This is a genomic window from Ruegeria sp. CL6, assembly GCF_056536465.1.
This window is the reverse complement of the sequence record NZ_JBQFPR010000001.1, coordinates 261,786-286,496: the sequence shown is the minus strand read 5'-3', so window position 1 is coordinate 286,496 and position 24,711 is coordinate 261,786. Positions and strand designations below refer to the sequence as shown.

22 protein-coding genes and 1 tRNA gene are annotated in these 24,711 nt (G+C 54.1%); 15 read left to right on the top strand and 8 right to left on the bottom strand.

The window, feature by feature from the left end:
• Window positions 1-73: 73 nt before the first annotated feature.
• Complete coding sequence (locus ACR0LH_RS01435; RefSeq protein WP_480719352.1) at window positions 74-1,618, bottom strand: trimethylamine methyltransferase family protein; 1,545 nt, start codon at window positions 1,616-1,618, stop codon at window positions 74-76.
• A gap of 417 nt (window positions 1,619-2,035) precedes the next feature.
• On the opposite strand from ACR0LH_RS01435, the gene ACR0LH_RS01430 reads away from it, so the two are divergent.
• Window positions 2,036-2,554 carry an outer membrane beta-barrel protein gene (locus tag ACR0LH_RS01430; RefSeq protein WP_170481844.1) on the top strand — a complete coding sequence of 173 codons (519 nt, stop codon included), beginning with the start codon at window positions 2,036-2,038 and terminating at the stop codon, window positions 2,552-2,554.
• Window positions 2,555-2,560: 6 nt separating this feature from the next.
• On the opposite strand, the gene ACR0LH_RS01425 is transcribed toward ACR0LH_RS01430, so the two are convergent.
• Window positions 2,561-3,748 carry a pyridoxal phosphate-dependent aminotransferase gene (locus ACR0LH_RS01425; protein WP_480719351.1) on the bottom strand — a complete coding sequence of 396 codons (1,188 nt, stop codon included), beginning with the start codon at window positions 3,746-3,748 and terminating at the stop codon, window positions 2,561-2,563.
• Window positions 3,749-4,009: 261 nt separating this feature from the next.
• On the opposite strand from ACR0LH_RS01425, the gene cysS reads away from it, so the two are divergent.
• Genes cysS through ACR0LH_RS01410 form a run of 3 tightly spaced genes read left to right on the top strand, consistent with a single transcriptional unit; the run spans window position 4,010 to window position 7,820 of the window.
• On the top strand, window positions 4,010-5,407 hold the full coding sequence (gene cysS / locus ACR0LH_RS01420; RefSeq protein WP_480719350.1) for a cysteine--tRNA ligase: 1,398 nt from the start codon (window positions 4,010-4,012) through the stop codon (window positions 5,405-5,407).
• The gene (gene cimA / locus ACR0LH_RS01415; protein WP_480719349.1) at window positions 5,407-7,041 is read left to right on the top strand and encodes a citramalate synthase; all 1,635 of its coding nucleotides are present in this window, start codon (window positions 5,407-5,409) and stop codon (window positions 7,039-7,041) included. Before cysS ends, cimA begins: the two co-directional genes overlap by 1 nt.
• Entirely contained in the window at window positions 7,038-7,820 is a 783-nt protein-coding gene (locus tag ACR0LH_RS01410; protein ID WP_480719348.1) for a squalene/phytoene synthase family protein, read from the top strand. Before cimA ends, ACR0LH_RS01410 begins: the two co-directional genes overlap by 4 nt.
• A 5-nt stretch (window positions 7,821-7,825) precedes the next feature.
• Here ACR0LH_RS01410 and ACR0LH_RS01405 read toward each other — a convergent pair whose 3' ends face one another.
• Window positions 7,826-9,052, bottom strand: coding sequence for an MFS transporter (locus tag ACR0LH_RS01405; RefSeq protein ID WP_480719347.1), 1,227 nt, complete (start codon window positions 9,050-9,052; stop codon window positions 7,826-7,828).
• Window positions 9,053-9,149: 97 nt separating this feature from the next.
• Between ACR0LH_RS01405 and ACR0LH_RS01400 the strand changes: the two genes are divergently transcribed.
• From ACR0LH_RS01400 to ACR0LH_RS01390, 3 genes are all read left to right on the top strand, one after another.
• A complete protein-coding gene (locus ACR0LH_RS01400) occupies window positions 9,150-9,782 on the top strand; it encodes a DNA-3-methyladenine glycosylase family protein (RefSeq protein ID WP_480719346.1) in 633 nt (210 codons plus the stop codon).
• A complete protein-coding gene (locus tag ACR0LH_RS01395) occupies window positions 9,779-10,444 on the top strand; it encodes an alpha/beta fold hydrolase (RefSeq protein ID WP_170383219.1) in 666 nt (221 codons plus the stop codon). The genes ACR0LH_RS01400 and ACR0LH_RS01395 overlap by 4 nt, the downstream gene beginning before the upstream one ends.
• Before the next feature lie 122 nt (window positions 10,445-10,566).
• Complete coding sequence (locus ACR0LH_RS01390) at window positions 10,567-10,869, top strand: putative quinol monooxygenase (RefSeq protein WP_480719345.1); 303 nt, start codon at window positions 10,567-10,569, stop codon at window positions 10,867-10,869.
• Between the two features lie 2 nt (window positions 10,870-10,871).
• Here ACR0LH_RS01390 and ACR0LH_RS01385 read toward each other — a convergent pair whose 3' ends face one another.
• The gene (locus tag ACR0LH_RS01385) at window positions 10,872-11,297 is read right to left on the bottom strand and encodes a VOC family protein (protein WP_480719344.1); all 426 of its coding nucleotides are present in this window, start codon (window positions 11,295-11,297) and stop codon (window positions 10,872-10,874) included.
• Window positions 11,298-11,328: 31 nt separating this feature from the next.
• Entirely contained in the window at window positions 11,329-11,934 is a 606-nt protein-coding gene (locus ACR0LH_RS01380) for a pseudouridine synthase (RefSeq protein WP_480719343.1), read from the bottom strand.
• 214 nt (window positions 11,935-12,148) lie between these two features.
• Between ACR0LH_RS01380 and ACR0LH_RS01375 the strand changes: the two genes are divergently transcribed.
• Entirely contained in the window at window positions 12,149-12,736 is a 588-nt protein-coding gene (locus tag ACR0LH_RS01375; protein ID WP_170383227.1) for an HNH endonuclease, read from the top strand.
• On the opposite strand, the gene ACR0LH_RS01370 is transcribed toward ACR0LH_RS01375, so the two are convergent.
• Together ACR0LH_RS01370 and ACR0LH_RS01365 are read right to left on the bottom strand one after the other, a co-directional pair.
• Complete coding sequence (locus ACR0LH_RS01370) at window positions 12,733-13,200, bottom strand: disulfide bond formation protein B (RefSeq protein ID WP_480719342.1); 468 nt, start codon at window positions 13,198-13,200, stop codon at window positions 12,733-12,735. The two genes, ACR0LH_RS01375 and ACR0LH_RS01370, sit on opposite strands and share 4 nt — an antisense overlap.
• Window positions 13,197-13,775, bottom strand: a complete 579-nt coding sequence (locus ACR0LH_RS01365; protein ID WP_170383232.1) for a YqaA family protein — start codon at window positions 13,773-13,775, stop codon at window positions 13,197-13,199. The genes ACR0LH_RS01370 and ACR0LH_RS01365 overlap by 4 nt, the downstream gene beginning before the upstream one ends.
• 145 nt (window positions 13,776-13,920) lie before the next feature.
• Between ACR0LH_RS01365 and ACR0LH_RS01360 the strand changes: the two genes are divergently transcribed.
• The 7 genes from ACR0LH_RS01360 (at window position 13,921) to ACR0LH_RS01330 (ending at window position 22,842) form a co-directional block, all read left to right on the top strand.
• A tRNA-Leu gene (locus ACR0LH_RS01360) sits at window positions 13,921-14,006 on the top strand.
• Window positions 14,007-14,065: 59 nt separating this feature from the next.
• The gene (locus ACR0LH_RS01355) at window positions 14,066-15,343 is read left to right on the top strand and encodes a tyrosine-type recombinase/integrase (protein WP_480719341.1); all 1,278 of its coding nucleotides are present in this window, start codon (window positions 14,066-14,068) and stop codon (window positions 15,341-15,343) included.
• Window positions 15,344-15,517: 174 nt separating this feature from the next.
• Window positions 15,518-18,457 carry a UvrD-helicase domain-containing protein gene (locus tag ACR0LH_RS01350; protein ID WP_480719340.1) on the top strand — a complete coding sequence of 980 codons (2,940 nt, stop codon included), beginning with the start codon at window positions 15,518-15,520 and terminating at the stop codon, window positions 18,455-18,457.
• A gap of 487 nt (window positions 18,458-18,944) precedes the next feature.
• Window positions 18,945-19,427, top strand: coding sequence for a hypothetical protein (locus tag ACR0LH_RS01345; protein WP_480719339.1), 483 nt, complete (start codon window positions 18,945-18,947; stop codon window positions 19,425-19,427).
• A gap of 93 nt (window positions 19,428-19,520) precedes the next feature.
• Window positions 19,521-19,718, top strand: a complete 198-nt coding sequence (locus tag ACR0LH_RS01340; RefSeq protein ID WP_480719338.1) for a hypothetical protein — start codon at window positions 19,521-19,523, stop codon at window positions 19,716-19,718.
• A gap of 454 nt (window positions 19,719-20,172) precedes the next feature.
• Window positions 20,173-20,436: a hypothetical protein gene (locus ACR0LH_RS01335; RefSeq protein ID WP_480719337.1), complete on the top strand. Its 264-nt coding sequence runs from the start codon at window positions 20,173-20,175 to the stop codon at window positions 20,434-20,436.
• Window positions 20,437-21,834: 1,398 nt separating this feature from the next.
• Window positions 21,835-22,842 carry a DUF6602 domain-containing protein gene (locus ACR0LH_RS01330; protein ID WP_480719336.1) on the top strand — a complete coding sequence of 336 codons (1,008 nt, stop codon included), beginning with the start codon at window positions 21,835-21,837 and terminating at the stop codon, window positions 22,840-22,842.
• A 724-nt stretch (window positions 22,843-23,566) separates the two neighbouring features.
• Here ACR0LH_RS01330 and ACR0LH_RS01325 read toward each other — a convergent pair.
• Window positions 23,567-24,508, bottom strand: coding sequence for a class I SAM-dependent methyltransferase (locus tag ACR0LH_RS01325; RefSeq protein ID WP_480719335.1), 942 nt, complete (start codon window positions 24,506-24,508; stop codon window positions 23,567-23,569).
• Between the last annotated feature and the right edge of the window lie 203 nt (window positions 24,509-24,711).

Sequence of the window (24,711 nt, the reverse complement as noted above, 5' to 3'; positions counted from 1 at the left end):
GTCAACGAAATGAGCCTGGAAAGCGAAACTAAAGGGGGCCTCGGCCCCCTTTTTTTTTACCCTTTTTGTGCGGTTACGCGGGCAGGTGAATGTTGAACCCTGCGCGGATCTGGGCGTCTAGCAGCGGATCAAACCGGGCTGGTGACGGCATAGACAGGATTTCCTCTTTCCGCGCGGTTGCCTTGTCGATCAAGTCTGGCTTGCCCAGCTCGGCCCATTCTTTGGGTGATGTCCGGTCGCCGAAGGTCGGATAGACATAGTCCGCCTGCATTCGGCTAAGGGTTGCGTCGGATCCCAGATAGTGGCCGGGTCCGCCCATGCAAACCTCGGCGATCTGATCCAGAGCCAACGTTTCCTCGTTCACCTCAATCCCACGGATACAGCGCTGAGCCTGCCCGATAAGATCGTCCCCTAAGATCAGGCTTTCAAAGCAGAATCCCAGAAGGGATGCGTGCATCCCGGCTGCTTCGTAAACCATGTTAACCCCGGACAGTCCGGCCATGACGTTCGAGCACATTTGCTCCCATCCCGCCTGCATATCAGGGAGTTTTGAATCTGACGCCCCGGCTGCGGCCCCGCCGGGAAGGTCGTAGAACTGGTGCATCTGGGCACAGCCAGCGGTCAAAAGGGCCTGTTCACCCGACCCGATGGACATGGCCCCGGTGCGTAGGTCCAAACCGAACGGCCAAGTGCCAAAAACAGCTGGCGCACCGGCGCTTACGGCGTTTACGTAAACCAATCCTGCAAGACATTCCGCCGTAGCTTGCGTGATCGCTCCTGCGATGGTCGAAGGCGCAGTCGCTCCGGCCATTCCTGCGGAAAGAAGAAGAACGGGCATGCCTGCCTTGATGCATTCTTCCATCACTTCGCAGCTTTCGGTGGCGAATTTCATCGGCGGCACCACAAAGCAGTTCGAGTTCGAGACGAACGGGCGTTCGCGCCACTTGTCCTCGCCGCCTGCGATCATGTGCAGCATCTCGACCGCGGGCGCGACATGCGAAGGTTCGGTGAACGAGGTGCCGATATGTTTGAACGTGCCCGAACAGGCGGCGTAGATCGTGTTCAGGTCCATTTCGAGGTTGTCAGGGATGTCACGACACACCATAGGGCGTTGAACAAAATGGATATTATCCAGTTGTTGGCAAATCCGTGCGGCGTCGTGCAGGTCCTGTACAGTCGAGTCGCGATATTCGCGCCCGTGCACATCCACCATGCTGACCGCAGCCCCGGCTGTACCGTAGTGAACCCGAGTGCCCGAGAGGTCCAGATCGGTATTGCCGTCACGACTGCACAGGGTAACCGATCGGTTTGCGTTTGCGATGGTGTCTTCAACCAGCGCCCGGGGGAACCGTATGCGGCCATCCTCGCCCAAGGTACAGCCTGCGCCGACCAGATAGTCAATCCCGCTTTGCGGGGCGTCTGCCAAGCCAATCGTTTCCAAGGCAGTCAGCGCTGCCTGATGGATTTGTTCAACCTGAGTCTTGGTCAACGGTTTATAGGTTCCACCCTCAAGCCCCGGACGTATGGGGCGCAAATGATCCGGTAGGGCAGAGGCACGGGCGGCACGGCGCGCGGCACGTCCGCCACTGCGCGAGGTATTTCGGGATTGATCGTTCATGTTGAAATTCCGGTAGGTGAGACGTGAAAGGGTACGTGGGTTCACACCCCGACCGGGCGCCCTCGGGCCGCGCGTCCACGGTCCGCGCCTATCGTGCGGCTGACCAGGCAGATCTTCCAAACGTCACTTTGCATGCAGGTCCTCACCTTGTGCATGCCAGTCTTTCAATGCGGGCCGCAACATTCTGTCCTGTTTGCGACCTGCCGGTTTAAATGCGAAGTAATCTTGGTCTGGTCAGAAAAACACCAGATGCCGGACCCAAGTATTTCTACCGAATTTTGGGAAATCTGTTATACTTCTGTCACTTATTTAACACCGGTTCGTGATTTCAATTGAAAATTAACCATTGCGGACCAGTTTTATGTCAACGTGATCTGAGTACTCGAAGACTTTGTTGAAAGGTTTTTGGTGAAATATATGAAAGCCCTTTTCGTCCTGATCGTCGCGTTTGTCGTGACCAGTGCTGCCTCGGCAGATGCTGAGGACTGGAGCGGGGCGTATGCCGGGTTCAGTTTCGGGTACACGGACGCGGACGGACCGAACGGCGCAAGCGGCAATGATACCAGTTTTGGGCCTCTTGTTGGTTATGACCACGACTTCGGAAACTTCGTTCTTGGCGGCGAACTGGAATATAATCGACTGTCGCTGAACCTTGGTCAGGGTGAAGGCAGTTTGGATGGTATGACACGGTTGAAACTGCGCGGCGGCTACGATTTTGGTCCCGCCTTAGGATATGTCGTGGTCGGTGCCGCCCGAGTGGATTCGACAGTTGAAAACGATACGGCTGCTGTCTACGGCATCGGCGTCGCGTATCCGATTGGTGAAAACTTTGTCATCAGCGGTGAGGCATTGCGCCAGAACTTTGACGACGTGACCCAGTCCGAAGGGGGGCTGGATTCCAACGTGTTTAACCTGCGGACGACTTTTCGGTTCTGAATGGCGCTATTCAGCCGCGCGGCGATCTGCCAACCGTGCGGCGAATTCGCAAATTGTCCCCAGTGCCGAGGCAAAACGGTCATCGTCGATTGTCATGGCCACGCGAATATGTCCGGCTGCGGCCTCCCCAAAGCTCTCGCCCGGCATGACCGCGATTGCATGCGTGTCCAAAAGGGCATTGGCAAAGCCCTCACCGCTCAGGCCCGTGGCTCGAATATCCAGCATCAGGTACATGGCACCCTGCGCCGGAACCAGTCCTACGGTGTTTTGCGCTTCGAGAATTTCGATCGCAAGTGCGCGGCGTCTTTGAAATGGCGCAGCGATTTCGTCTTCAAGGCCGCGGCCTGCAGTCAGGGCAAAGCTGGCGGCATCCTGTATGAACCCGGGAACTCCGTAGGTTGTGTGCGTGGCCAGATTAATTAGATGTGCGATAACGTCTTCCGGGCCGATCACCCAGCCGCAGCGGGAACCCGTCATCGCGTGGGACTTGGACATTGAGCCGACAACCAGCGTCCGCTCGGCCATGTCAGGCAGGGCGCGAGGAGAGATATGCCTGCCTTCCCAAATCTGTGTGTCGTAAACTTCATCCGAAATCAGCCACAGATCGCGCTGTCGACAAACAGCGGCGATGCCCTCTAGGGTTTGCGGGGAATAGACAACTCCGGTCGGGTTGTTCGGGGTGTTGATCAGCAGCGATACCGCACCATCCGCAGCATTGTCTATCTGTTCGGCGCTGGGTTGAAAGGCTTTGCTGGCCGTGGTTTGCACAGGCCGCGCGATCGCTCCGGCAGCCCTGATCGTGCCGGGATAGGTGGCATAATAGGGATCCAGAAAAAGCCCAACATCTCCGGGATCGCAGACGGCCACATGAGCAGCGAACAAAGCTGCCTGGCCGCCGGGGGTGATCAGGACGTTGTTGCGTGTGGTGGGGACGCCTGTCTGCGCCTGAACGCGGGCGGCCACGGTATCACGGAGCAGATCCGTGCCCGGAACCATTGCGTACCCTGTATGACCTTCACGCGCTGACCTGTCCATTTCGTCCAGTATCGTCGGGTGGGTGAGGATATCATGCTCACCAATCGTCAGCTCGGTAATGGCGTGGCCCTCGCTGAGCATTCGGCGCGCGCGATAGAACACATCCCATCCATCACCGCCATCTCCGGTCAGGTGAGTGATACGCTGTGAAAGTTGCATGGCGCGCTCCCTTTGGTCTTTTGGGCTGACAGGGCCAGAGGATTTTTCGATTGTCAATCGAATACCAACTGGGACACAGGGGCTTGGCGAAATGGCATCTGCATGGTAGTCACGGGCCTATGAACCGGATGACCTGCATCATTATTTGCTGCATTTCCTGCTGATTTCTCAAGCGGGCCGGTTTCTTTCGTTTTCATCTCTGACACAAGTTGCTAAGCCCGCGCCAACGCGACGAGCTATGCTGCCTTTAGGAGCCGACCGATGACAACGATCAAACTGCACAATACCCGGACGCGGACGAAAGAAGACTTCGTTCCGATCAGTGCCGACAATGTGCGGATGTATGTCTGCGGCCCAACGGTTTATGACCGCGCCCATCTGGGCAATGCGCGGCCCGTGGTGGTGTTCGATGTGCTCTACCGGTTGCTGCGGCACACTTACGGCGTGGATCACGTGACCTATGTGCGGAATTTCACTGACGTCGATGACAAGATCAACGCGACCGCTCTAGCGCGGCAAAAGGCCGGGGCGCAAGGTACGTTAGAGCAGTTGGTGCAGGAACGCTCGGACGAGACGATAGGCTGGTATCTTCATGACATGGGCGCTTTGGGCGCGCTTGAACCGAACGAAATGCCGCGCGCAACCCAGTATATCGCGCAAATGATTGCGATGATCGAAGGGCTGATCGACAAGGGGCATGCCTATGCTGCTGAAGGGCACGCTCTGTTTGCTGTCGACAGCTGGAAGGAACACTATGGCGCGCTGTCGGGGCGTTCGGTCGACGATATGATCGCGGGTGCACGGGTCGAGGTTGCTCCGTACAAAAAGAACCCGATGGACTTTGTGTTGTGGAAGCCTTCGACCGACGAGCTGCCTGGCTGGGCCTCTCCTTGGGGGCGTGGGCGTCCAGGTTGGCATATCGAATGCTCGGCCATGAGTTACGAATTGCTGGGTGAGAGCTTTGATATCCACGGCGGTGGCAATGACCTGATGTTCCCGCATCATGAGAATGAGATCGCGCAAAGCTGCTGCGCCCATCCCGAGGGCGAATTCGCGCGGGTCTGGCTGCATAATGAGATGCTGCAGGTCGAGGGCAAGAAGATGTCCAAGTCATTGGGCAATTTCTTCACGGTACATGACTTGCTGGAACAGGGAGTGCCGGGCGAAGTGATCCGGTTCGTGTTCCTTCAGACCCACTACCGCAAGCCGATGGACTGGACCGAGAAGAAAGCGCACGAGGCCGAAGCAACGCTGCGCAAGTGGCGGGCGCTGACTGCGGGCATCGAGCCCGCCGACAGCGCGGCACCCTCGGTGATCGCAGCGCTGAGTGATGATCTGAACACTGCGGGTGCGCTTGCAGAACTCTACCGGTTGGCCTCGGACGGAGACGCGGCAGGGCTGTTGGCCAGCGCGCGGCTGTTGGGGCTTTTGACGCCGGAAATGGGCGCGTGGGCAGACACTGCTTCCATTGATCTCGCGGCACATGCGGACCGATTGGCAGAAGCGCGGACAGTTGCAATGCAGAGCAAGGATTTTGCGGAGGTCGACCGTCTCAAGGCAGCTTATATCGCCGCAGGTCTTGAAGTGCGTATGAGCAAGCAGGGGGTCGAGCTTGTCCCAGGTGCAGGTTTCGATGCCGCCAAGTTGGAGGGCGTGTGATGTCCAAGGAACGGTTGTACCTATACGACACGACCCTACGAGATGGGCAGCAGACGCAGGGTGTGCAGTTTTCGACCGCCGAAAAGGTACAGATCGCCAAAGCTCTGGACGAATTGGGAGTGGACTATATCGAAGGCGGTTGGCCCGGAGCCAACCCGACCGATAGTGCTTTTTTTGACACTGCCCCCAAGATAACTGCTCAACTGACCGCATTTGGAATGACCAAACGGTCGGGGCGATCGGCCGAGAATGATGACGTGCTGGCCGCGGTCATGAATGCAGGCACGCAAGCGGTTTGTCTGGTCGGCAAATCGCATGACTATCATGTCACGCATGCTCTGGGCATCTCGCTTGAGGAGAATGTCGAGAATGTCCGCGCCTCGGTCGCGCATATTGTGGGGCAGGGGCGCGAGGCGCTGTTCGATGCAGAGCATTTCTTTGATGGCTACAAGGACAATCCTGAGTATGCGGTTGAAGTGTGCCGAGCGGCGCTGGACGCCGGGGCGCGGTGGGTCGTGTTGTGCGATACAAACGGCGGCGCGTTGCCGTCCGAAGTGTCGCGGATCGTTTCACAGGTCATCGCTGCGGGTCTTCCCGGAGACAGCCTTGGTATTCACACTCACAACGATACTGAAAACGCTGTGGCCTGTTCCCTTGCTGCAGTGGACGCGGGTGCGCGGCAGATTCAAGGAACGCTGAATGGTTTGGGAGAGCGATGCGGGAACGCCAACTTGACCGCGCTGATCCCGACTTTGCTGCTGAAGGAACCGTATGCATCTCAGTTCGAGATTGGCGTCAGCACGCATGCTTTGGCCGGTCTGACTCGGGTTAGCCGGATGCTGGACGACATTCTGAACCGCGTGCCAAGCAAGCAGTCGGCCTATGTGGGGGCATCGGCTTTTGCTCACAAGGCGGGGCTGCACGCAAGCGCGATCCTGAAAGATCCGTCCACTTACGAGCATGTCGACCCGGCAGCTGTCGGGAACGCTCGGATTATCCCGATGTCGAACCAGGCGGGGCAATCGAATCTGAGGAAACGTCTGACCGAGGCTGGCTTGACCGTCGAAGCCGGTGACCCGGCGTTGGGGCGAATCCTGGATCGGATCAAGCTGCGCGAGGCGGATGGATATTCCTACGACACGGCGCAGGCGAGTTTTGAACTTCTGGCGCGCGAGGAACTGGGTCAACTGCCCGAGTTCTTTGAGGTGAAGCGATACAAAGTCACCGTCGAACGGCGGAAAAACAAGTACAACAAGATGGTCAGCTTGTCCGAAGCGGTTGTTGTCGTAAGAGTCGATGGTGAAAAGAAGCTGTCGGTCAGTGAGTCCCTTGACGATGACGGCAGTGATCGCGGCCCCGTGAATGCTCTGGCCAAGGCACTTGCAAAAGACCTTGGCCGCTATTCACGCATTTTGGATGATATGCATTTGGTGGACTTCAAGGTGCGTATCACACAAGGCGGGACCGAGGCGGTCACCCGCGTTATCATCGACAGCGAGGACGGGCAGGGGCGGCGCTGGTCCACTGTTGGCGTCAGTGCGAACATAGTAGACGCATCCTTTGAAGCACTGTTGGATGCGATTCAGTGGAAACTTGTGCGCGATTGCGGCTCGCAGGCAGCGGTGGCCGAGTGACGGTCCAGTTCGACGACGACGTTAAAGCGTGCGCCGCTTTGGTGCATCGGGCTGATCCCGACAGGTTCATTGCGGCTATGGCCGCGCCGGTCGAGGCGCGCGCGGTGCTGTTTCCGATTTATGCAATGAACGTAGAAGTTGCCCGTGCGCCTTGGGTCACGCACGAGCCGATGATTGCCGAAATGCGCCTTCAGTGGTGGCGTGACGCGTTGCAGGAGATCGCAGAAGGGCAACCAGTGCGCAGGCACGAGGTGGTCACGCCGCTGTCACGCGTGCTTTCCCCTCATCTGGCGGGGGTTTTGGATGAATATATCTCTGTAAGGCGTTGGGATATATACCGCGATCCATTTGAAGATGCAGCGCATTTTGAATCCTACCTCAATCAGAGTGCCGGATCGTTGATTGTTGCATCTGCGCAGGCACTGGGGTCAGCAGATGAGCAGGTGTTGCGCGACTTTGGCTACGGCCTAGGGGTTGCGAACTGGCTGCGGGCGATCCCGGATCTAGAGGCGCGCGGGCGTATTCCTTTGTTGGACGGCACGCCTGATGGAGTTCGGGCGTTGGCGCAGGAAGGACTGGACCGCATCGCGCGTGCCCGTTCAGCCCGTGCGACCATTTCAAAGCAAGCTCGGCCCGCGCTTTATGCCGGTTGGCAGGCAGAGTGGGTATTGCGTCGTGCTGTTGCAAGGCCCGACCGGGTGGCCGCCGGTGCCCTGTCGCAGGGAGAGGTTCGGAGACGATTGTCGTTGATGTGGACCGCAGCCAGTGGCCGCTGGTAGGCGGCTCAGGCTCTTTCAGGTTCGGCCGGTTTCAAGACCAGCCACAGCAGCGCGCCGCCAGCCAGTGTAAGCAGTGGGATCATGGCCAGGTTGACTGCTGTCCATCCCTCGACCGGTGATCCGCCCGAGCAGTTCATCAGGCCGCCCGAGGACAAGGAAGCAAGCGTTACGCCTCCGAACACCAGAAGGTCATTGAGACCCTGCATCCGACCACGCTCATTCACATCGTGAGAAGCGGCCAGCATGGTTGTGGCGCCGATAAACCCAAAGTTCCAGCCGATGCCCAATAGGATCAGGGCAATGAAGAAATTCTCAAGCTCGACACCCTGCAAGGCGACAACGCCTGCGCCAGCCAGAATAGCCAAGCCGAGCGCGACAATCTTTTCGACCCCAAATCGCGCGATAAGCTGGCCGGTAAAAAAGCTGGGGATATACATGGCCAGAACGTGACCCGTCACAACATCGGCCGCATCATTGGCCGTGTAACCGCAACCAACGACCGCCAGAGGCGTCGAGGTCATTACAAGGTTCATCAGGGCATAAGACACCATCGCGCAAATGATCGCGACTGCGATGCGCGGGGTTTTCAGCATCTCAAGGCGGGTTCGACCCTTGGGTACGCCTTCCTCGGCCTTGGGGGGTGTAGGGATGTCCAGAAAGAAGAAAAGCGCCGAGCCAACAATATTTACTGCAATCACCGCCAGATAGGTGCCCAGAAAAGGAACGACGTACGCTGTAGAAGTGAGCTTGACGATCTGGGGGCCGATAATCGCTGCTGCCAAGCCACCGGCCATCACATACGAAATCGCCTTGGGTCGGAATTCTTCAGAGGCCGTGTCTGCCGCGGCAAAGCGGTAAAACCCATGAGCGCTCATGTAGATGCCGGTGAGAAGACTGCCCACCAAAAACACCGGGAATGACCCGAGGTACAGGCCATATGCGCCGACCAACCCGCCGCAAGCACCGGCTGTCGCGCCAACAAGAAACCCTGCGCGCCGTCCCCAACGTTGCATGATCGCCGAGATCGGCGTCGCAGCAAGCATGGACCCAAGCACGATCAGCGAGATCGGCAGCGTCGCAAGGCACGCATTGGTTGCCAGCGATTGCCCGGCCAGCCCGCCAACGATAAAGATCATCGGCATCTGCGAACCCAGCAAGGCTTGGGCGGCAACCAGCACGGCTACGTTACGCTTCGCCCGGCTGTCGTTTGGAGTGGCGGAGGTCATTGTCATGCGCCTATGCGTATCCGCGAAAAGCGCAGCGTACAAGCGGGTTGCATATGCGGCAAAGCAGCCTAACGTGCTCGTGATTTAACTACCCGGAGTGCGCATGTCCGTCGGACGTATCATCGAAACATCGGATTGTGTCGCTGAAGGAGCCGAGTGGCTTGCCGCTGCGTGTCCGCGCATGGCCTATGCGATGGATCAGACCGGGCCATTGCCGCTGCGCCGACGCCCGGACGGATTCGCGCAACTTCTAAGTGCGATCGTCAGCCAGCAGGTCAGCGTAGCTTCGGCCAACGCGATTTGGAAACGCTTACAGGACGCAAAGCTGACCGGTCCGCGCAAGATCATGTGGGCGACGGATGATGATTTGCGCGCTGCGGGGCTGAGCCGTCAGAAAATCCGCTATGCCCGCGCGCTGGCCGAGGCGCGCATTGATTACAAGGCGTTACGTGATTTACCTGACGCGGATGTGGTCTCGATTTTGACCGAGGTTTCGGGTATCGGCGTATGGACGGCCGAAATCTACGCGATGTTCTCACTGGGGCGTGCTGACGTCATTGCGCCGGGCGATCTGGCCTTGCAAGAGGCCGCGCGTATTCTCTATGGCCTGCCAAAGCGCCCAACGGACAAGGAGTTGAGACAAATGGCCGAGGCGTGGTCGCCTTGGCGGTCGGTTGCGGCTCGGGTGCTGTGGGCCTATTACCGGGTGGCAAAGGAACGAGAAGGGATCAGATGACACGAGTTTTGAATGCGCTCCGAAAAGAGCCGGTTTCGGGCGATACACGCTCGGTCGTTGTGTTTGTACACGGCTATGGTGCCAACGGCGCGGACTTGTTGGGAATAGCGGATGTTCTGGGCGAGCACCTGCCAGACACTCTGTTTGTGTCCCCTGACGCACCGGAACAAATTCCGGGGATGCCAAATGGTTATCAGTGGTTCCCGATTCCCTGGATCGACGGTTCGTCCGAAGAAGAAGCGCGTCGTGGCATGGAAATGGCCTTTGAAGACTTCAATGCCTTCTTGGACGCCCTGATGGTCGATGAGGATGTCTTGCCGGAACAGGTGGTCCTGTTCGGATTCTCGCAAGGCACGATGATGAGCTTGCATGTCGCCCCACGCCGCGAAGATCCTGTTGCGGGGGTGGTCGCCTTTTCCGGGCGGCTGCTGGAGCCGGACCTGCTGCCGGATGAAACCGTCAGCCGAATGCCCATTCTGCTTGTTCATGGCGATGCGGATGATGTGGTCCCGCCACAATCCCTGCCCGAAGCGGCCGAGGCGCTTCAGGCTGCCGATTTCAAAGAGGTCTATGCCCATGTCATGAAGGGCACCGGGCACGGTATCGCGCCCGACGGACTCAGCGTCGCGTTGGCTTTCATGCGCGACAAGCTGAGCCTTTGAGCGGCGCTGTATTTACGGCGTGTCGGGGGCGGCAAAAGCTGTCCGTGTCCTTTCCCCCGGCCGTTCGTATCGGCCGGGCGGAATGGAGTTTGAGAGGGTACTAAACCCAGATGGAGGTGGGAATGCTCGTGGTAACGGGAACGGTTGAGGTCGCGCCGGAAGGCGTTGAAAAAGCGGCGAAAGCTGCGCAAGAGATGGTGGCTGAAACGGTAAAGGAAGAAGGTTGTATCACCTACGAATTCAGTCAGATTCTGGGTCATGCCAACCGGTTCCGCGTGTATGAGGAATGGGAAAGTCAGGCTGCGCTTGAGGTTCATTTTTCTGCCCCTCACATGGCCACGTTCCGGGCAGCGCTAGCCGAAGCGGGAGTAGTCTCCAGCAATATTTGCCGCATCGTCGGAGGCGAAAAGCAGCCCCTTCGCTGAACTCAGTCCCAAAGGAGGGGCTCGGCGAATTCCACCGAGTTTCCAGCCGGGTCGCGCACATAGAGTGAGTGCGCGCCGTTCGGCCAGTCGAACTCGGCCTCAATGGGCACGTTCCAGTCCAGCAGATGTTTACGCATCACCTTTATCTGGGCGCGTGGCATAGAGAGGCAAACATGCCCAGGCCCGCGTGCGCCATGAGGCGGGACGGGCAGGTCCGGGTTCATAGGTGGTTTCTCGGTTTCATCCGCGTTGAAAATCAGCAAAACCGATGCGCCCAGGCGGTAGAAAACGTGGCGGTCGGTGACGCGTTGAATTTTCTCCAGCCCCAAAATCTCGCCATAGAACCGTTCTGCCGAATCCAGATCATCGACGTAAAGAGCGGCCTCCAGAACACCTTGTGCGGTTGGTATGTCTGGTGTGACTTTCATGGCGTAAGTCTATCACAAAACGCGGTTTTTGTCACCGGCGCGGGCGGCGATCCCGTTTGCGCTGGGGCGCGGTGCGGATTGCCGGTGCAGGCAGGCTGTCCCATTGGCCCGGTTCCAGCCCCTCAAGCGTCCAATCTCCGATGCGGGCACGGATCAGGCGTAGGGTCGGATGGCCGACCGCGGCCGTCATCCGGCGGACCTGCCGGTTTTTACCCTCGCGCAGGGTCAGTTCAATCCAGCAATCAGGCACCGTTTGACGCACCCGGATCGGAGGCGTGCGCGGCCACAGCCCGTCAGGCTCATCCATCAGACGCGCCTTGGCAGGGCGGGTCACACCGTCCTTCAGTTCGACCCCATCCCTCAATGCCTTCAGCGCGGCTGCATCGGGCAGACCTTCAACCTGAACCCAATAGGTTTTTGGCATCTTGTGCTGCGGGTCGGATATCTGCGCCTGCAACCGGCCATTGTCGGTCAGCAGCATGAGCCCCTCACTATCGCGATCCAATCGTCCTGCGGGATAAACGCCGGGTAGGTCAATAAAATCCGACAAGGTACTGCGCGGCGAATCCGCATTGGCGCGATCGGTGAATTGCGGCAACACGTCGAAAGGTTTGTTAAAGCGGATGAACCAGGACATGGTTCACGCCATAGCCCGAGCGACACAGGCAAGGCAACCTGTGGATAACTGTCACTTGCCTGTTACTTAGGCAGCTTACCCAATACCCGAGATATTGTGGATACTCAGGGCTTGTCAGAGTTTTAACACGATATATAGTTGAGTTAAGGCCGGGGCGGGTGTTCCCCGCTCTGATGTCAAAAATGGGCAGAGCAGAGCGAGGAGCGATTCTGATATGGACGGAGATTTCAGGACCGAATTTGTCAGGGAACCCGGTGCGCTAAAGCATCATCCGGCATTGGTTTTGAACGCCGATTACCGCCCCTTGTCCTATTACCCACTGTCTTTGTGGCCCTGGCAGGAGGCGATCAAGGCGGCCTGGCTGGACCGGGTGGATATCGTCGCTGAATATGACGAGGTCGTGAGAAGCCCCAGTACCGAGATCCGAATACCCTCGGTCGTTGTCCTGAAAGATTATGTAAAACCCAGAAAGCGCGTGGCCTTCACGCGCTTTAATTTATTTTTGAGGGATGAATTCCGGTGCCAATATTGTGGCGGGCGCGGGGACCTGACATTTGACCATGTCGTCCCCCGAGCGGCGGGTGGCGTGACAAGCTGGCAAAACGTTGTGGCGGCGTGCAGTCCCTGCAACTTGAAGAAGGGCTCAAAGTCGTTGCGGCAGGCCGGGATGAATTTGCGCAAGCCCCCGCGCCAACCGGACGCCGAGGCGCTTCGCAATATCGGTCGGAAATTCCCCCCAAACCACCTGCATGATAGTTGGATCGATTTTCTGTACTGGGATGCAGAACTGGACGAGTTTTAACGGCTGGCGCGCCACGCCGCGAGCCAGACCAGAACCAAACCTGCCGAAAGAGCTGCGTTCCAACCAGCCATGGACAGGCCAAGAAACTCCCACGGGATGTCGTCACAGCGTACAAGAGGCGCTGACATGATCTGGTTCATCAGCTCTTGCGTCGACAGGCCACCAATGTCACCCGAACTGCAGCTTGACGGACCTTCCCACCACTTTTGTTCGACGCCTGCGTGAAAGACTCCGATTGAGGCAGTCGTCATCGTGGCGAGTGCGCCGATCACGGGCAGCAAAGTGTTGCGCGGCAGAGCCAAAGCCAAAGCGCCAATCAGAATCGCCACCCCATGCGGGTAACGCTGCCAAACGCACAATTTGCACGGCGGCATCCCTCCGATGTGCTGAAAGCCCCAAGCTCCGAGCAAAAGCGCGACGGATCCGCCGGTTGCAATCAGCAAAAGTAGGCTTCTGCGTGTCATAGGTATCTCACCACAAGGAAACCGCCGAAAAGAAGGATGATGAACAGGGTGAACATAAGCCCGAGACGCTTTTCGATAAAGGCTCTGATTGGTTCACCGAAGCCCCAAAGCAGACCCGCGACGACGAAGAACCGCAAGGCTCGGGCCAGAATCGAGGTCGCAATGAACGTACCCAAAGGCATGCCGGTCCAACCGGACATGATCGTAATCACCTTGTACGGGAAAGGGGTGACGCCCGCACCGAGAACGGCCCAGAAGCCAAAATCGTTAAAGCGCGTATTGAATTCTTCCATCGCGTGCGCTTTGCCCATCGATTCAAGAATGGGTTGGCCTACGCTTTCATAGAAGAACGCACCAATGGCATAACCCAAAAGCCCACCCAGCACCGAGGCAACCAAAGCGACACTTGCGATCAGCCACGCGCGCGACGGCCGCGCGAGGATCATGGGAATCATGAGAACGTCAGGCGGAATCGGAAAAAAGGAGCTTTCGATGAAAGCTACAACAGCGAGCGCCCACAGCGCGTGCGGATGTTCTGCCAGACGGATGGTCCAGTCATAAAGCGATCGCAACATTCGGTGCTAAAATCCTGTTATTCTGTTGGTTAAGCCAAACCACGGGCCAGATGCAGCGTCAACCTGCACGGTGAAAACAATCTGGGTCTAGGTTGTTTTTTGCCTCTGGACCTTCCTGCTCATGAGCGATAATCCAATGAACGTGGCCCAAGTGGCGGAATGGTAGACGCAGGGGATTCAAAATCCCCCGCCTTCACGGGCGTGAGAGTTCGAGTCTCTCCTTGGGCACCACATCCTTGAAAATCAGAGGGTTTCCTCGCCGGATGTAACGGTAAAGGAGCCATATTTCTATGGATGTACGGGCACCCAAAGGGCTGTTTAAACGAGGCAAGGGATACGCACTAAGAGTTGCGGTTCCGGCTGAATATCAAAGAATCGTCGGTAAAAAGGAGATTGTCAGGGGACTAGGAACCCAAGACCTAGGTGAAGCATTGGTCAAACGGAAAGAGGTTCTCACTCAGATTGTATCCGAATTGTCTGAAGGCAATCTTCCAGATACGGCTGCTGAGTTGGGTAAGGTTGTTAGGTCGTTTGATGGAAACACTGTCCGCGACACCGCACACCGCTGGCTAGGTGAAGCGGATGGGATCAAGAATTCAACCAAGGCTAGGTATCGGCAGCACCTTGAGGCTTTCGAAGCCTACACGGGGAACATAGAGGTCACCCAGATCAACCGAACGCTTGCCTTGGCATTCATGGATCACCTCAAGCGAACACCCTCAGAGCGAACCGGAGAGCCTCTTTCAGCCCGTTCCCTGCAGTCGTACCAGTGCTGTCTTGCTTCCTACTGGCGCGTCTTGGACCACTGGGGCTTGGTCGATCCTGATGTTCGTAATCCCTTTTCGTCGCTTCTGAGGCGTGTGGCGGGACAGAAGAGGAAAGCTGATCCTAGGGAGAAGAAGCTGAGGCCAGTAACCAGAGAAGAAGCTGAGAGCCTTCTCACATACATTTCTGGCAACTCTGCCCTCAAATACCAGTTTGAGATGTTCGTTACCGTCAGGTTGCTTTGGGTAACCGGATGCCGCCTCAATGAAATCTGTGGACGGTACCTGTCCGACATAGATGATAAGGGGAGCCACATTTGCATTAACATCCCTGAGGCCAAGACAGAGGCGGGAAAGCGAGTGGTAATGATTGTTGGTGATGATGATTGTGAATTGCTCAGACAGGCCATGAAGCAAGCTGCCATAGCCAAACCATCTTGTTCTGAGAATGAAGGTCGGTTGTTCCCTCGCATCACTCTAGGCGGCTATGACAAGCGACCAAGCCACTACCTCGGGAAAGCCTTGGAGAAGGCGAGAAAGAACCTTGAGGGTGATCACTCCAAATGGGACATGCACTCATTTAGGCGAACCGCTGTTTCGGCATTGGTGAACGTTGGCGTTGCTCGTGAAGCTAGGAACCTTGCAGTCGGTCATTCCAACAAAGACGATTTGGGCATAAGCGTCTATTCGAAGAGGGCTGAATTGGATGGGTTAATCAAGACAACCTTTGAGGCACTATATGCTGAACTCGGGGGTAGCCTCATGTATCAAATGGTTCCAAGTGGGAAGTTATTCTCCCGCTAGACTGAGCGAGTAGCCTTCCGATTTCCAAACGGTTGATTTTGGTGGTCGTCGATCTGATACGATGACTCTAGTAGCGTTGTGACTTGAATTGCGAAAGTACATTTAGTCGCCTTGGCACGAAGGTATTTCTCTGTAGATACCTAAAACAGAGTTAGTAGTAAAAGACGCATTAGAATGAACATGTTAAGCGAGTATGAAATTAAGAGAAGCCGATGGCTTGGGGTGCTTTTACGTGTTTTTGGTCAAGACTATCACTCAATTGGATTGGGCGTATCCGGAATAAAATTGGAGGGAAGAAAAGTAAGAGAATTGAGTTTTGAAGAACTTTCCGGCCCAATAGAACTCGTAAAGAAGTTTGCTTTAACCGCCATCAGGGTCCCGCGAAAAGGCGGAGCAGAATTAGTGGCAGTCGGGTTTAAGCCAACACAAGCTGCTGACTTTGCATCGAAAGCGGAGGCTGCTCGGCGCAGACACTTCATTCTAAAAGTCGACGAATACGAAGAGGAGGTTAATGCTCTTGCCGCAGTAGTTGAACGTCTGCGGCAACCCAGACGGTACCCTTCAGCATGTCTTCTGGAACCCTTCCTGACGAGAGCTCAAAATCTACTTGAACACTTGCCGGAATCCATTCCTCCTAATGTCTTGCCTACGGAGCAACAAAAGAAGCTCGATCAAATAGTCGAATTTGGAACGGCCCCGGAAAAGCTTCGCGCTTCCGCAATAGAGCTATTCCTTGCGGATGATCTAGAAGCGATGAAGACCTTCTTCGATACAATCGAGTCAAACCCACTCACACCTGAACAACGCCTTGCGGTATCAACTGACGAGGATGCAACGATCGTTTTAGCCGGGGCAGGTTCGGGCAAAACTAGCGTAATTGTTGCAAAGGCTGCTTATCTGATTAGCCGCCAAGTCCGAAAGCCCGAGGAAATCTTGCTTATGGCCTTCGGAAAGGATGCGGCTACTGAGATGGCGACGCGCATTGAAGAAAGGTCAGGTGCCAAAGTCGACGCTATGACTTTTCACGCACTCGGCAATAGCATCATTCGAGAAGCAGAAAGCGGAAACCCTGCTTTGGCGTCTCACGCAAGCGACGATAAGCAGTTTATAGCGCTCCTTCGCGACATTTTGCTGAACGATATTATTCCACAGTCGGGCTTAGGATCTTCATTGTTAAAGTGGTTCTCAGAGTTCTACTGGCCGTACAAGAGTGAATGGGATTTTGAAACTAAAGATGAGTATTACCAATATGTAGAAGCGCATGAGCTTCGTACTTTTCAAGGCGAATTGGTCAAAAGCTTTGAAGAATGGGAAATTGCTAATTGGTTATACTTGAACGGGATCGCATACGAGTACGAACCAAGTTACGAACATGATATCGAAGAGAATAACCGAACTGCATACACACCAGATTTTCGTCTCACCGAAAGTGGTGTTTACATCGAACACTTTGGGGTTCGAAAGTCTTCGGGAAAGACTGGGGAAAATACCCTAACCACCGCTCCGAACGTCGACCGCAAAGCCTATCTCGAAGGCATGACTTGGAAGAGGAAAGTTCACGAAGAGTACGAGACTATACTCGTTGAAACATATAGTTACGAGCGTGTAGAAGGACGTTTGACTGAGGCACTGGAGGAAAAACTCGCGCTTTACGTCACGCCGAACCCAATTCCGCCGGAAAAGGTATTTGATCAGTTGACCGAGATGGGCCAGGTCGACGCATTTACACAAACATTGGGGACTTTTCTCCGACACTTTAAAAGTTCGGGAACAACAGGGGAGGAGTGTCGGGACCGCGGAGAAAACTCACGAGACAAAGCTCGAAGTTACGCGTTCCTAAAAATCTTTGAACCAGTGCTTGAAGCGTATGAAGCGAGACTGGCTGACAAGATCGATTTTGAAGATATGATCGTACGGGCGACCGAGCATGTAGAGGCTGGGCGATACAAAAGCCCATACCGTCACCTTCTGGTAGATGAATTCCAGGACATCTCAGAAGGTAGAGCGAGACTTCTCAAAGCTCTCAAAGCCCAACATGAGGATGCTCGGATATTCGCCGTGGGCGATGATTGGCAGTCGATCTACCGGTTCACAGGTTCGGACATTCACCTGATGCGTGAATTTGGTGAGGAGTTTGGGGGAGTATTCGCTGGTAAGCACGGTGTACACAGTTCAGTAGACTTGGGTCGAACCTTCCGCAGCGTAGACAAAATAGCTTTGCCAGCAAGAGCATTTGTACTCCAAAACCCGTCTCAAATTACAAAGCAAGTGATACCTGCTGGCACCACAGAGTCACCGGCAATTATGGTTGAACACTATGGTTGGGGGCAGGAGGGTGAGGCTCTGGATTCCGTGTTGAAGGGAATTGCCTCGAAGTCGGAAAGTGGCAAGACGTCCGTCCTTTTGCTTGGACGTTACAACTTCTTAAAGCCTGATAATTTTCCAAAATTGCTGAAGCGATATCCCAAACTTTCGCTTAAGTTCATGACGGTCCATCGCTCGAAGGGCCTAGAGGCAGATCATGTTGTTGTCTTGAATGCGGTATCGGACCAAATGGGATTTCCGTCCGAGATTGTCGATGATCCACTGTTGGACCTAGTTCTCCCGAAACCAGAGGAATTCGACCACGCTGAGGAAAGACGCTTGTTCTACGTCGCCCTGACTAGGGCGAGGAAAACTGTCACAATTTTAGCTGACCGCCAACGGCCTTCCGTGTTCGCGCGTGAACTGCTTGAAAAGCCAGAATACGAAGTTGTCGAACTAGGTGACGCAGAGGTCGCTCATCGCAAATGCAATGCTTGTGGTGGTAGGATGTTGTTACAAACGTCATCGAAAGGTATTCCCTATTTTCAGTGCGAGCATAGAAAGTTATGCGGAGAAACTCTGCGGCCATGTAACATGTGTGAGAAGGACGTACCTATACAGGACAAGGTCAATCCTCGTAAGTTTGTTTGCAGTTGTGGAGCAACGTTTTCTGGTTGCCCAAAGTGCCTTGATGGTTGGCTTGTAGAGCGCAAAGGGAAGTGGGGAAGTTTTCTTGGGTGCGTAAGATATCCTGATTGCAAAGGAAGGAAGTCGATCCCCAAAAAAGGGGTTAAAACCGCACGTCCTTGAGTATGCCGCAGAAGCTTGGATGGATCAGCGCTCGAGAGGCTTTGACTTGCTTGCGGGGCGACATGCGTTCTTAGAGAGGGCTTAGAGGGGCCGTGATGGACCAATTTCAGCCTGGGGTGGCTGTCGTTAAACTGTCATGAAAGTGTGACGTTTCTGGACTAGACGATGCTTTGGTAGGTTGAACTCCTCCAACTACCGCTCCGCGTCCGTCTATCGTCTGTTTATCGTCCATCCCCGGGCGGCGCGGGGCTTAGTTCTGGTAGTGACAGTCCGCCGCACGTCCGTGCTGTCTGCCTTTACGTTTTCCTATTACATCACTCGCGGAACGGCCCGTGCTGCCAAATGTGTCCCCTCTATCCAGCTGGTGGCACGGGTTTAAGGATTTGCGCCACAAAGCCGCCAACTATCTGGAAAACTGGCATCAACTCGTACGCCGGATCAATTGATCGAGCCTATTTGACGGTCAGATAATAAGAAGGTGCGAGTTATGTTAAGGATAATACCATTCGCATTAGCGGCTGCACTGGCCATCCCAGCGAGTGCAAAGGCAGAGTCGTTTTTTATGCCACTGATAAATTCGGAAGTTTTGCCCACGGTAGCTATTCACGTAGCTGATGGTGCTAAAAACGGTTGCTGGACCAACATCGGCGAAGCAAAAACATATGCTACAGACAAGCTAGAAAACCTGGGCTACGAAGTTTTTGATAACCCCAGCGCCGCAGTTTTTGACAGTATGTTCTTCAAAATGTCTATCACCAGCGCTCGAGTGAACGGATACTGCTATGGCCATTTGGAGGTATCTGTTTCGATTCCTGCCACAACTGATGCCTTTCACATTGTGACCCAAACAACAGTCGGCAGCTCGGGTGGGATATTCACCGGTTACGATAATGCTAACGTAATCATGTTGGATTACATCCGGGATTTGACCGAGCAGATGGGAAGTGTTGCGCAAACCGACCTGAATTGACTTGGCACGGAGGAGTTGGCGGTGCCGCGAGGTCACCGGTTATAGCTCTCGGTGTAATCACATAGTCGTCCCTCCAGAGCAGGAGGGTTAGAAATGAAAACAGCTGCGTTTGCCGCAGTAGTCGCACTTTTTGCGTTGGGATTTGTGAACATCAACTACGCAAACGGCAGGTATCAGGTAATCAAAACCAATGGGGTAATTATGCTTCAGGTCGATACCAAAACGGGCAAAATGAGGCCCTGCAAAGTCAGCAATCTCAAAACCGAATGTTCTGAGTGGAGCGACGGGTAGTTTCGTCTGTTACCCAACGATGTTTAGTTTTCGGTTCAGCATTTAGCGGATCTATATCTTGAGCTGCTAAACAACTCGTTCTCGTCGTACGTTTCTCATCCACCAATAACGATGAGCCGTATTAAGGTATGTCCGGTTAAATTACGACTGGGCAAAGCCCGTACTTTGGTTCGCAGCCCCTGAACTGCGGTACGGGCAATCTAATCCAATCTCATACATTCGCCGTATACTATATGATTCCGCAGTCCCATCGGAATCGTCTCGTGAGTGACTGCACCTCGCCTCCGTGCGGGGTGCAGTTTTTTCATCCAACTCTCACTACGCGGCGTATCTACTATGGTTTCAGTTTTCCCCCTGAAACCCTACGTGGTCTGACTCGCCCCGCCTCAGTGCGGGGTATTTTTTGGTCCGGAGCGCATTTCGACCCGTACCCCTATTAGAAGGGAGATAAGTCATGACCAAAAGTTTCGACATAAAATCATCCTGGGCTTCGGTGATGGATGAAACCAAAAACCCGTTGAAAAAGTACTCTTTGCCAACTGCTCACATGCTGATGCAACTGCTAGCATGGATGTGGAGCGCAATCTTTTCACTGATGGTTGGCAGCTATTTTGTGTTTGGAGTTACTGCAGTCGGTCACATGCTGTTAATCGGCGGGCTGTTTGTAACGCTTATGGTGTTTCACAAAGCTGAAGCTGAGGAAAATCAAACCAACTGACTTAAAAATGGCCGACCGGACCCCTTTGTTCTGGTTCGGTCGGTAGCGGGTGGTCGGGCGGCTCCACCCCATGCTTGTTAAGCCATTCAAAAACTGCACCCCAGTCATCTTGCAGGGACGGAGCGCTTCGGTACTCGCGCAGGCTTTCCAGCTTACATTTTAGATCGAATGGGATGGTTCGCGGCCAGCTTCGCATGAGAACATTAGAGGAACATTCGGGGATTCAGTCAAGTTCAGATAACGCGCCCGAAACCATCATCCCGATGGATCACAGGCCGATGATGCACTAACAATCAACTTGGACCAGTCAGTTGAGGCTGCTCACAACCAGATGCCAAGCGAACATTTGGATTACCCAGTGGATGTGGACGCTTGAGAAAAAGCTTCCGCAAGTAGAGCCCCGAAGCAATCAAGCTTTCCTTTGAGCAATCTTGACTAGGAGTCCAACTGCAACGCCAACGACGAGCATAACCATACCTTGATTGATTGCCTCACCGGAGTTGATTGTGCCTAGGTACCTACCAGATGCAAAGGCGTTCTGTTCTGCGGTGAACGCGAACGCGACGTAGAACCCCATTGCCGTTCTCAGGCCTCCGAAAAAAACTAGAATCCAAGCAAGTATCAAACCCAGTTTCAGCATGTAATTCGTTCCATAGTTTAAACCTCCTTGCCGGGTCACCCCGCTCGGTTGCTCTGGGACTATTTGCTCAAGTCACGGTGAAGACAAGATAAAAAACGCCTTCTGCTGAAACATGATCGACTTGGATTCTATGCCCTCTTCCAATTCTCAGGCTAGAAAAACATGGATAACCACACTGAACATGAGGGAGACTCACAGAGCCCCTCAGTGGACTCAGAACCACCCAAAGCCCTCTCAGAGTCCCAACCTACCAAAAACCCATTAGGCCCACTCAGTGAGTCTCTCAGGGCCTCTCTGAGCGAACTGCCAGACGACGCCTTGTCGATCCTTGGGCCGGAACTCTTCGATCAGGCGAACAAAGAACTGAACCGTACCGCCAAGAGCCGGGAGGCCAACTCTCAATCTGGTGTAATCTTCAACGTTATTGATAGTCGTATGCGGTTCCTCTACCGCGACAAGAAGAGTCGGGCTCGGCACATGTTCCAGAATTTTTTTGGGCTAGTTTACCCCACCTCTAAGTCTGACCCAGATAAGAGGTGTTTGGGCCAAGCGTTTGAGGATGGGTGGGAGAGTGGGGACTTAGAGTTTTTGGCGAGAGTGCAGAGTGAGGATTTGGGATTGCACAGGTATGTCTTGAGTAACAATGGTGCAGACGGTTTTGAAAAGCCCTGTGGACCACATTGTACGGAGATTGTTAAATCGCAAACTGAACGCGATATGTGAGAACCCGCTATTAATGTGAAAATGGAACAAGATCAGTGAAAAAAGTAGACCTTACCTCCCATGCTGCACTGATTGGGCAGAGTTTTTCAGCACGGGTAGATATGTTGGAGCACGTCATTGGTAGCGTACACTTTCCTTCAATTGGGAGTTACAAGGAGCGTATTTTAGCTAAGGCGCTACGCGATTTTCTTCCCAAACAATTCGAGGTCGGAACCGGCTTTGTTCTGTTTCCTCGTGAGAGGGATGCAGATATTGATCCGGATTTTTTTGATGAACTTAATCAAGCATCCTTCAGTCCATCAAAGCAATGCGATTTGATCATTTTTGATAGCAGTACGGTTCCAGTATTATTTCGCGATGACGATTTTGTCATAGTCCGGCCTGAATCCGTAATAGCGGTTATAGAAGTCAAGGGGGCGCTGTCTCCGAGAGGCTTAAAAGACAGCCTAGATAGCGCCCTTGATTTTGGGCGCAAGTGGCGAAGCACCCAGCAGTTCTATCGAGATCACAATCAGGACCAATCGGATAGACCTGACCTGTTTGTTATGGCTTGGGAAGTAAAAAAAAATAAACAAGGCCATCGTCAAATTTCACCAGCGAAAACTCGTGAAATCATATCCAGTTTCTATGCAAAACATATTTCGCCAAGTGAATCCGATGGATTTCCGTTTTTGGATAAGGTGTTGGTTTACAACGATTATATTGCATACAATGCGGGTTATTATGCGGGGAAGTCACAGCCGGAGCTAGGGTTTGAAATTGCTCAAGGCTGGATAACAGGAGAAGGGCGATATCTACGGAAGAATAAGACTTCAGGAACCTTGGAGTGGTCCGGCGATAAAACCATTTCGACCTTGCTTGCGTCTTTGCACTATCAGTCTAACCGCGAAGGATTTAACCGCTTCTTCTCATATAACGACGAAATCAAGCATGTTGAAGGAATCTCGTCGCCCAAGGATGGGTTTTCGCCCACTTGGGTCGATTTGCCTTCATCGCTTTTCAGAATGATCAATTCAGATCGGTTGCTTACTGATGCTGATTAGAACTTCATAACAAAGCTCAGATTTGCGGATCTATCGATAAGAGCGAAGCACCACCGAACGGAGTTTGCTGTCAGAGATTAGTAATCAGTCCAAGTTCAGCAATAGGGAGATTCCTTCCGCAAACCCTCCCTTGAACCACAGTAACCAAAGGGAAACTCAAAATAACCAGGCGGTGTTTCTGTCGGTACCCCGAGTATTCCTCTCATTAAACTCAACGCCCCTAAAACTGAGTCAATCTGACTCACCCTTACATGTACAGGTTGACCAACCGGATTCTGTTACAGTAACAGTCGTACTCGAACCATCTTCGGTGGTTTGCGAAGAGATCTCTCAGGTTTCTCAAGGTTAGCCAATGAGTTGCAGGGCAAAGGGGACACAAAATCCTCTAGTGACACCCTAGGTGACAATAGGTGGCATGGTGACAGAATTGGGGGTTGATTGGCCTTGGGAATTTAGGCGTAATTGATTAGAAACGCTAAATATTTTCTGAACTGGGAAATCAATGCCGACAGAAAGAAAGAGATTCAAAATCCCCCGCCTTCACGGGCGTGAGAGTTCGAGTCTCTCCTTGGGCACCACAATTCCGATGAAATGCTTCGCAGATGTTTTGACTTTCGGGAAAGTCACCGTGAGGCAATTCGCATCTGGGGTGGAAGTTTCTGAACTGTCAGAGCAGCCACTGAATTCCACGATGCACGTCGCCTGTTCTTTGATCCCTGACCTGCTAGGCGCGGCGATAAAGTCTCCATTCCAGATCAAGCGAAGGGTAGCGGATTTTTGCGTCGGGGCGCAGCATTCTCAATGGCTTGGCAGGTATCTTGCTTCCAAGAACATGCTCCAGCAGCGAGGCGGCGTGGCCTGCGGAAATGTACTTCTTGGGCCTGCCGCTTTCGACCGGAGAAAACGAGTGGCGGTACATCAGCGTATCAAGCCCAGCTCGTGAAAACCAATGCAGGACGCTGGGTGGTGAATATTCGTGCCAGTACCTACCCATCGCTCGCGCGACCCAGCTGTCCAGACGCCAGTATTCTACCACGCAGATGCCACCCGGTCGCGTCAAGTCGGCAACCGTTTGCATGGCTTTCGTCAAGTCGTGAAAGTGACCAATAACTTGAATCAGACTGACGGCATCAAAGGGCTCCAACCCTTGAAGGTCTTCGAGGCTGCCTTGCAAACTGTTTAGACCAAGGGTTTCCCGAGCGTGAGACACCATGGTCTGATTAGGGTCCAGACCTGTGGTCACCCAGCCTGTATCTTCCAGCCCAGCTTGAAGGAATCCTGCGGCGCTACCGACCTCAAGAATTCGGCCGGTTTTTGAATGGCGGGATAAAAGTTTCCCATAGCGCCGGCCTTGGTCTCGTAGCAATTCAGCCTCGCTCAGGTAGTCAGAATAACCAGCGCCGCCCCCGAAAAAATAGCTGTCATCATAAACTGAAGCAACGTGGTTGTTGCCAAACAAACCAGCGACCGAGCGGTTTCCGCATGCCGCGCATTTCATAATTGAATATCCATTTTTGGCGAACGCCAATTTGGATCTATTTTCACAGACCGGGCAAATCGCGCTGTGGTCTGTTCTCAATTCTCCTGCATATTTCACTCGGCAAATCCCGCCGTAATTTTTCAAAATAGATGTGATATGTGTCGCAAATCTTTTCGTGGTCGTCAAAATTTATGGTGAATGGCTTCGATACTTTTCTTTGCGACTGTCGCGCATGTCGTACTTAACTAGAATGCAATAGCAGCTTTTTTAGCGAAGGTTTTGAGGCGTATTTGGTGGAGAAAATTGGTAACTAACGCGCTTCGCGAGGCGAAACTATTTCGTGTCGCGGCGACAGTTATTTGACGTTTCCGACCACTCTTTTTCATGAA

Bases quoted from the DNA above. Each gene is read 5' to 3' on its own strand.
- ACR0LH_RS01435 (WP_480719352.1), bottom strand. From the start codon at position 1,618: ATGAACGATCAATCCCGAAATACCTCGCGCAGTGGCGGACGTGCCGCG.
- ACR0LH_RS01430 (WP_170481844.1), top strand. From the start codon at position 2,036: ATGAAAGCCCTTTTCGTCCTGATCGTCGCGTTTGTCGTGACCAGTGCT.
- ACR0LH_RS01425 (WP_480719351.1), bottom strand. From the start codon at position 3,748: ATGCAACTTTCACAGCGTATCACTCACCTGACCGGAGATGGCGGTGAT.
- cysS (WP_480719350.1), top strand. From the start codon at position 4,010: ATGACAACGATCAAACTGCACAATACCCGGACGCGGACGAAAGAAGAC.
- cimA (WP_480719349.1), top strand. From the start codon at position 5,407: ATGTCCAAGGAACGGTTGTACCTATACGACACGACCCTACGAGATGGG.
- ACR0LH_RS01405 (WP_480719347.1), bottom strand. From the start codon at position 9,052: ATGACAATGACCTCCGCCACTCCAAACGACAGCCGGGCGAAGCGTAAC.
- ACR0LH_RS01400 (WP_480719346.1), top strand. From the start codon at position 9,150: ATGTCCGTCGGACGTATCATCGAAACATCGGATTGTGTCGCTGAAGGA.
- ACR0LH_RS01395 (WP_170383219.1), top strand. From the start codon at position 9,779: ATGACACGAGTTTTGAATGCGCTCCGAAAAGAGCCGGTTTCGGGCGAT.
- ACR0LH_RS01390 (WP_480719345.1), top strand. From the start codon at position 10,567: ATGCTCGTGGTAACGGGAACGGTTGAGGTCGCGCCGGAAGGCGTTGAA.
- ACR0LH_RS01385 (WP_480719344.1), bottom strand. From the start codon at position 11,297: ATGAAAGTCACACCAGACATACCAACCGCACAAGGTGTTCTGGAGGCC.
- ACR0LH_RS01380 (WP_480719343.1), bottom strand. From the start codon at position 11,934: ATGTCCTGGTTCATCCGCTTTAACAAACCTTTCGACGTGTTGCCGCAA.
- ACR0LH_RS01375 (WP_170383227.1), top strand. From the start codon at position 12,149: ATGGACGGAGATTTCAGGACCGAATTTGTCAGGGAACCCGGTGCGCTA.
- ACR0LH_RS01370 (WP_480719342.1), bottom strand. From the start codon at position 13,200: ATGACACGCAGAAGCCTACTTTTGCTGATTGCAACCGGCGGATCCGTC.
- ACR0LH_RS01365 (WP_170383232.1), bottom strand. From the start codon at position 13,775: ATGTTGCGATCGCTTTATGACTGGACCATCCGTCTGGCAGAACATCCG.
- ACR0LH_RS01355 (WP_480719341.1), top strand. From the start codon at position 14,066: ATGGATGTACGGGCACCCAAAGGGCTGTTTAAACGAGGCAAGGGATAC.
- ACR0LH_RS01350 (WP_480719340.1), top strand. From the start codon at position 15,518: ATGAACATGTTAAGCGAGTATGAAATTAAGAGAAGCCGATGGCTTGGG.
- ACR0LH_RS01345 (WP_480719339.1), top strand. From the start codon at position 18,945: ATGTTAAGGATAATACCATTCGCATTAGCGGCTGCACTGGCCATCCCA.
- ACR0LH_RS01340 (WP_480719338.1), top strand. From the start codon at position 19,521: ATGAAAACAGCTGCGTTTGCCGCAGTAGTCGCACTTTTTGCGTTGGGA.
- ACR0LH_RS01335 (WP_480719337.1), top strand. From the start codon at position 20,173: ATGACCAAAAGTTTCGACATAAAATCATCCTGGGCTTCGGTGATGGAT.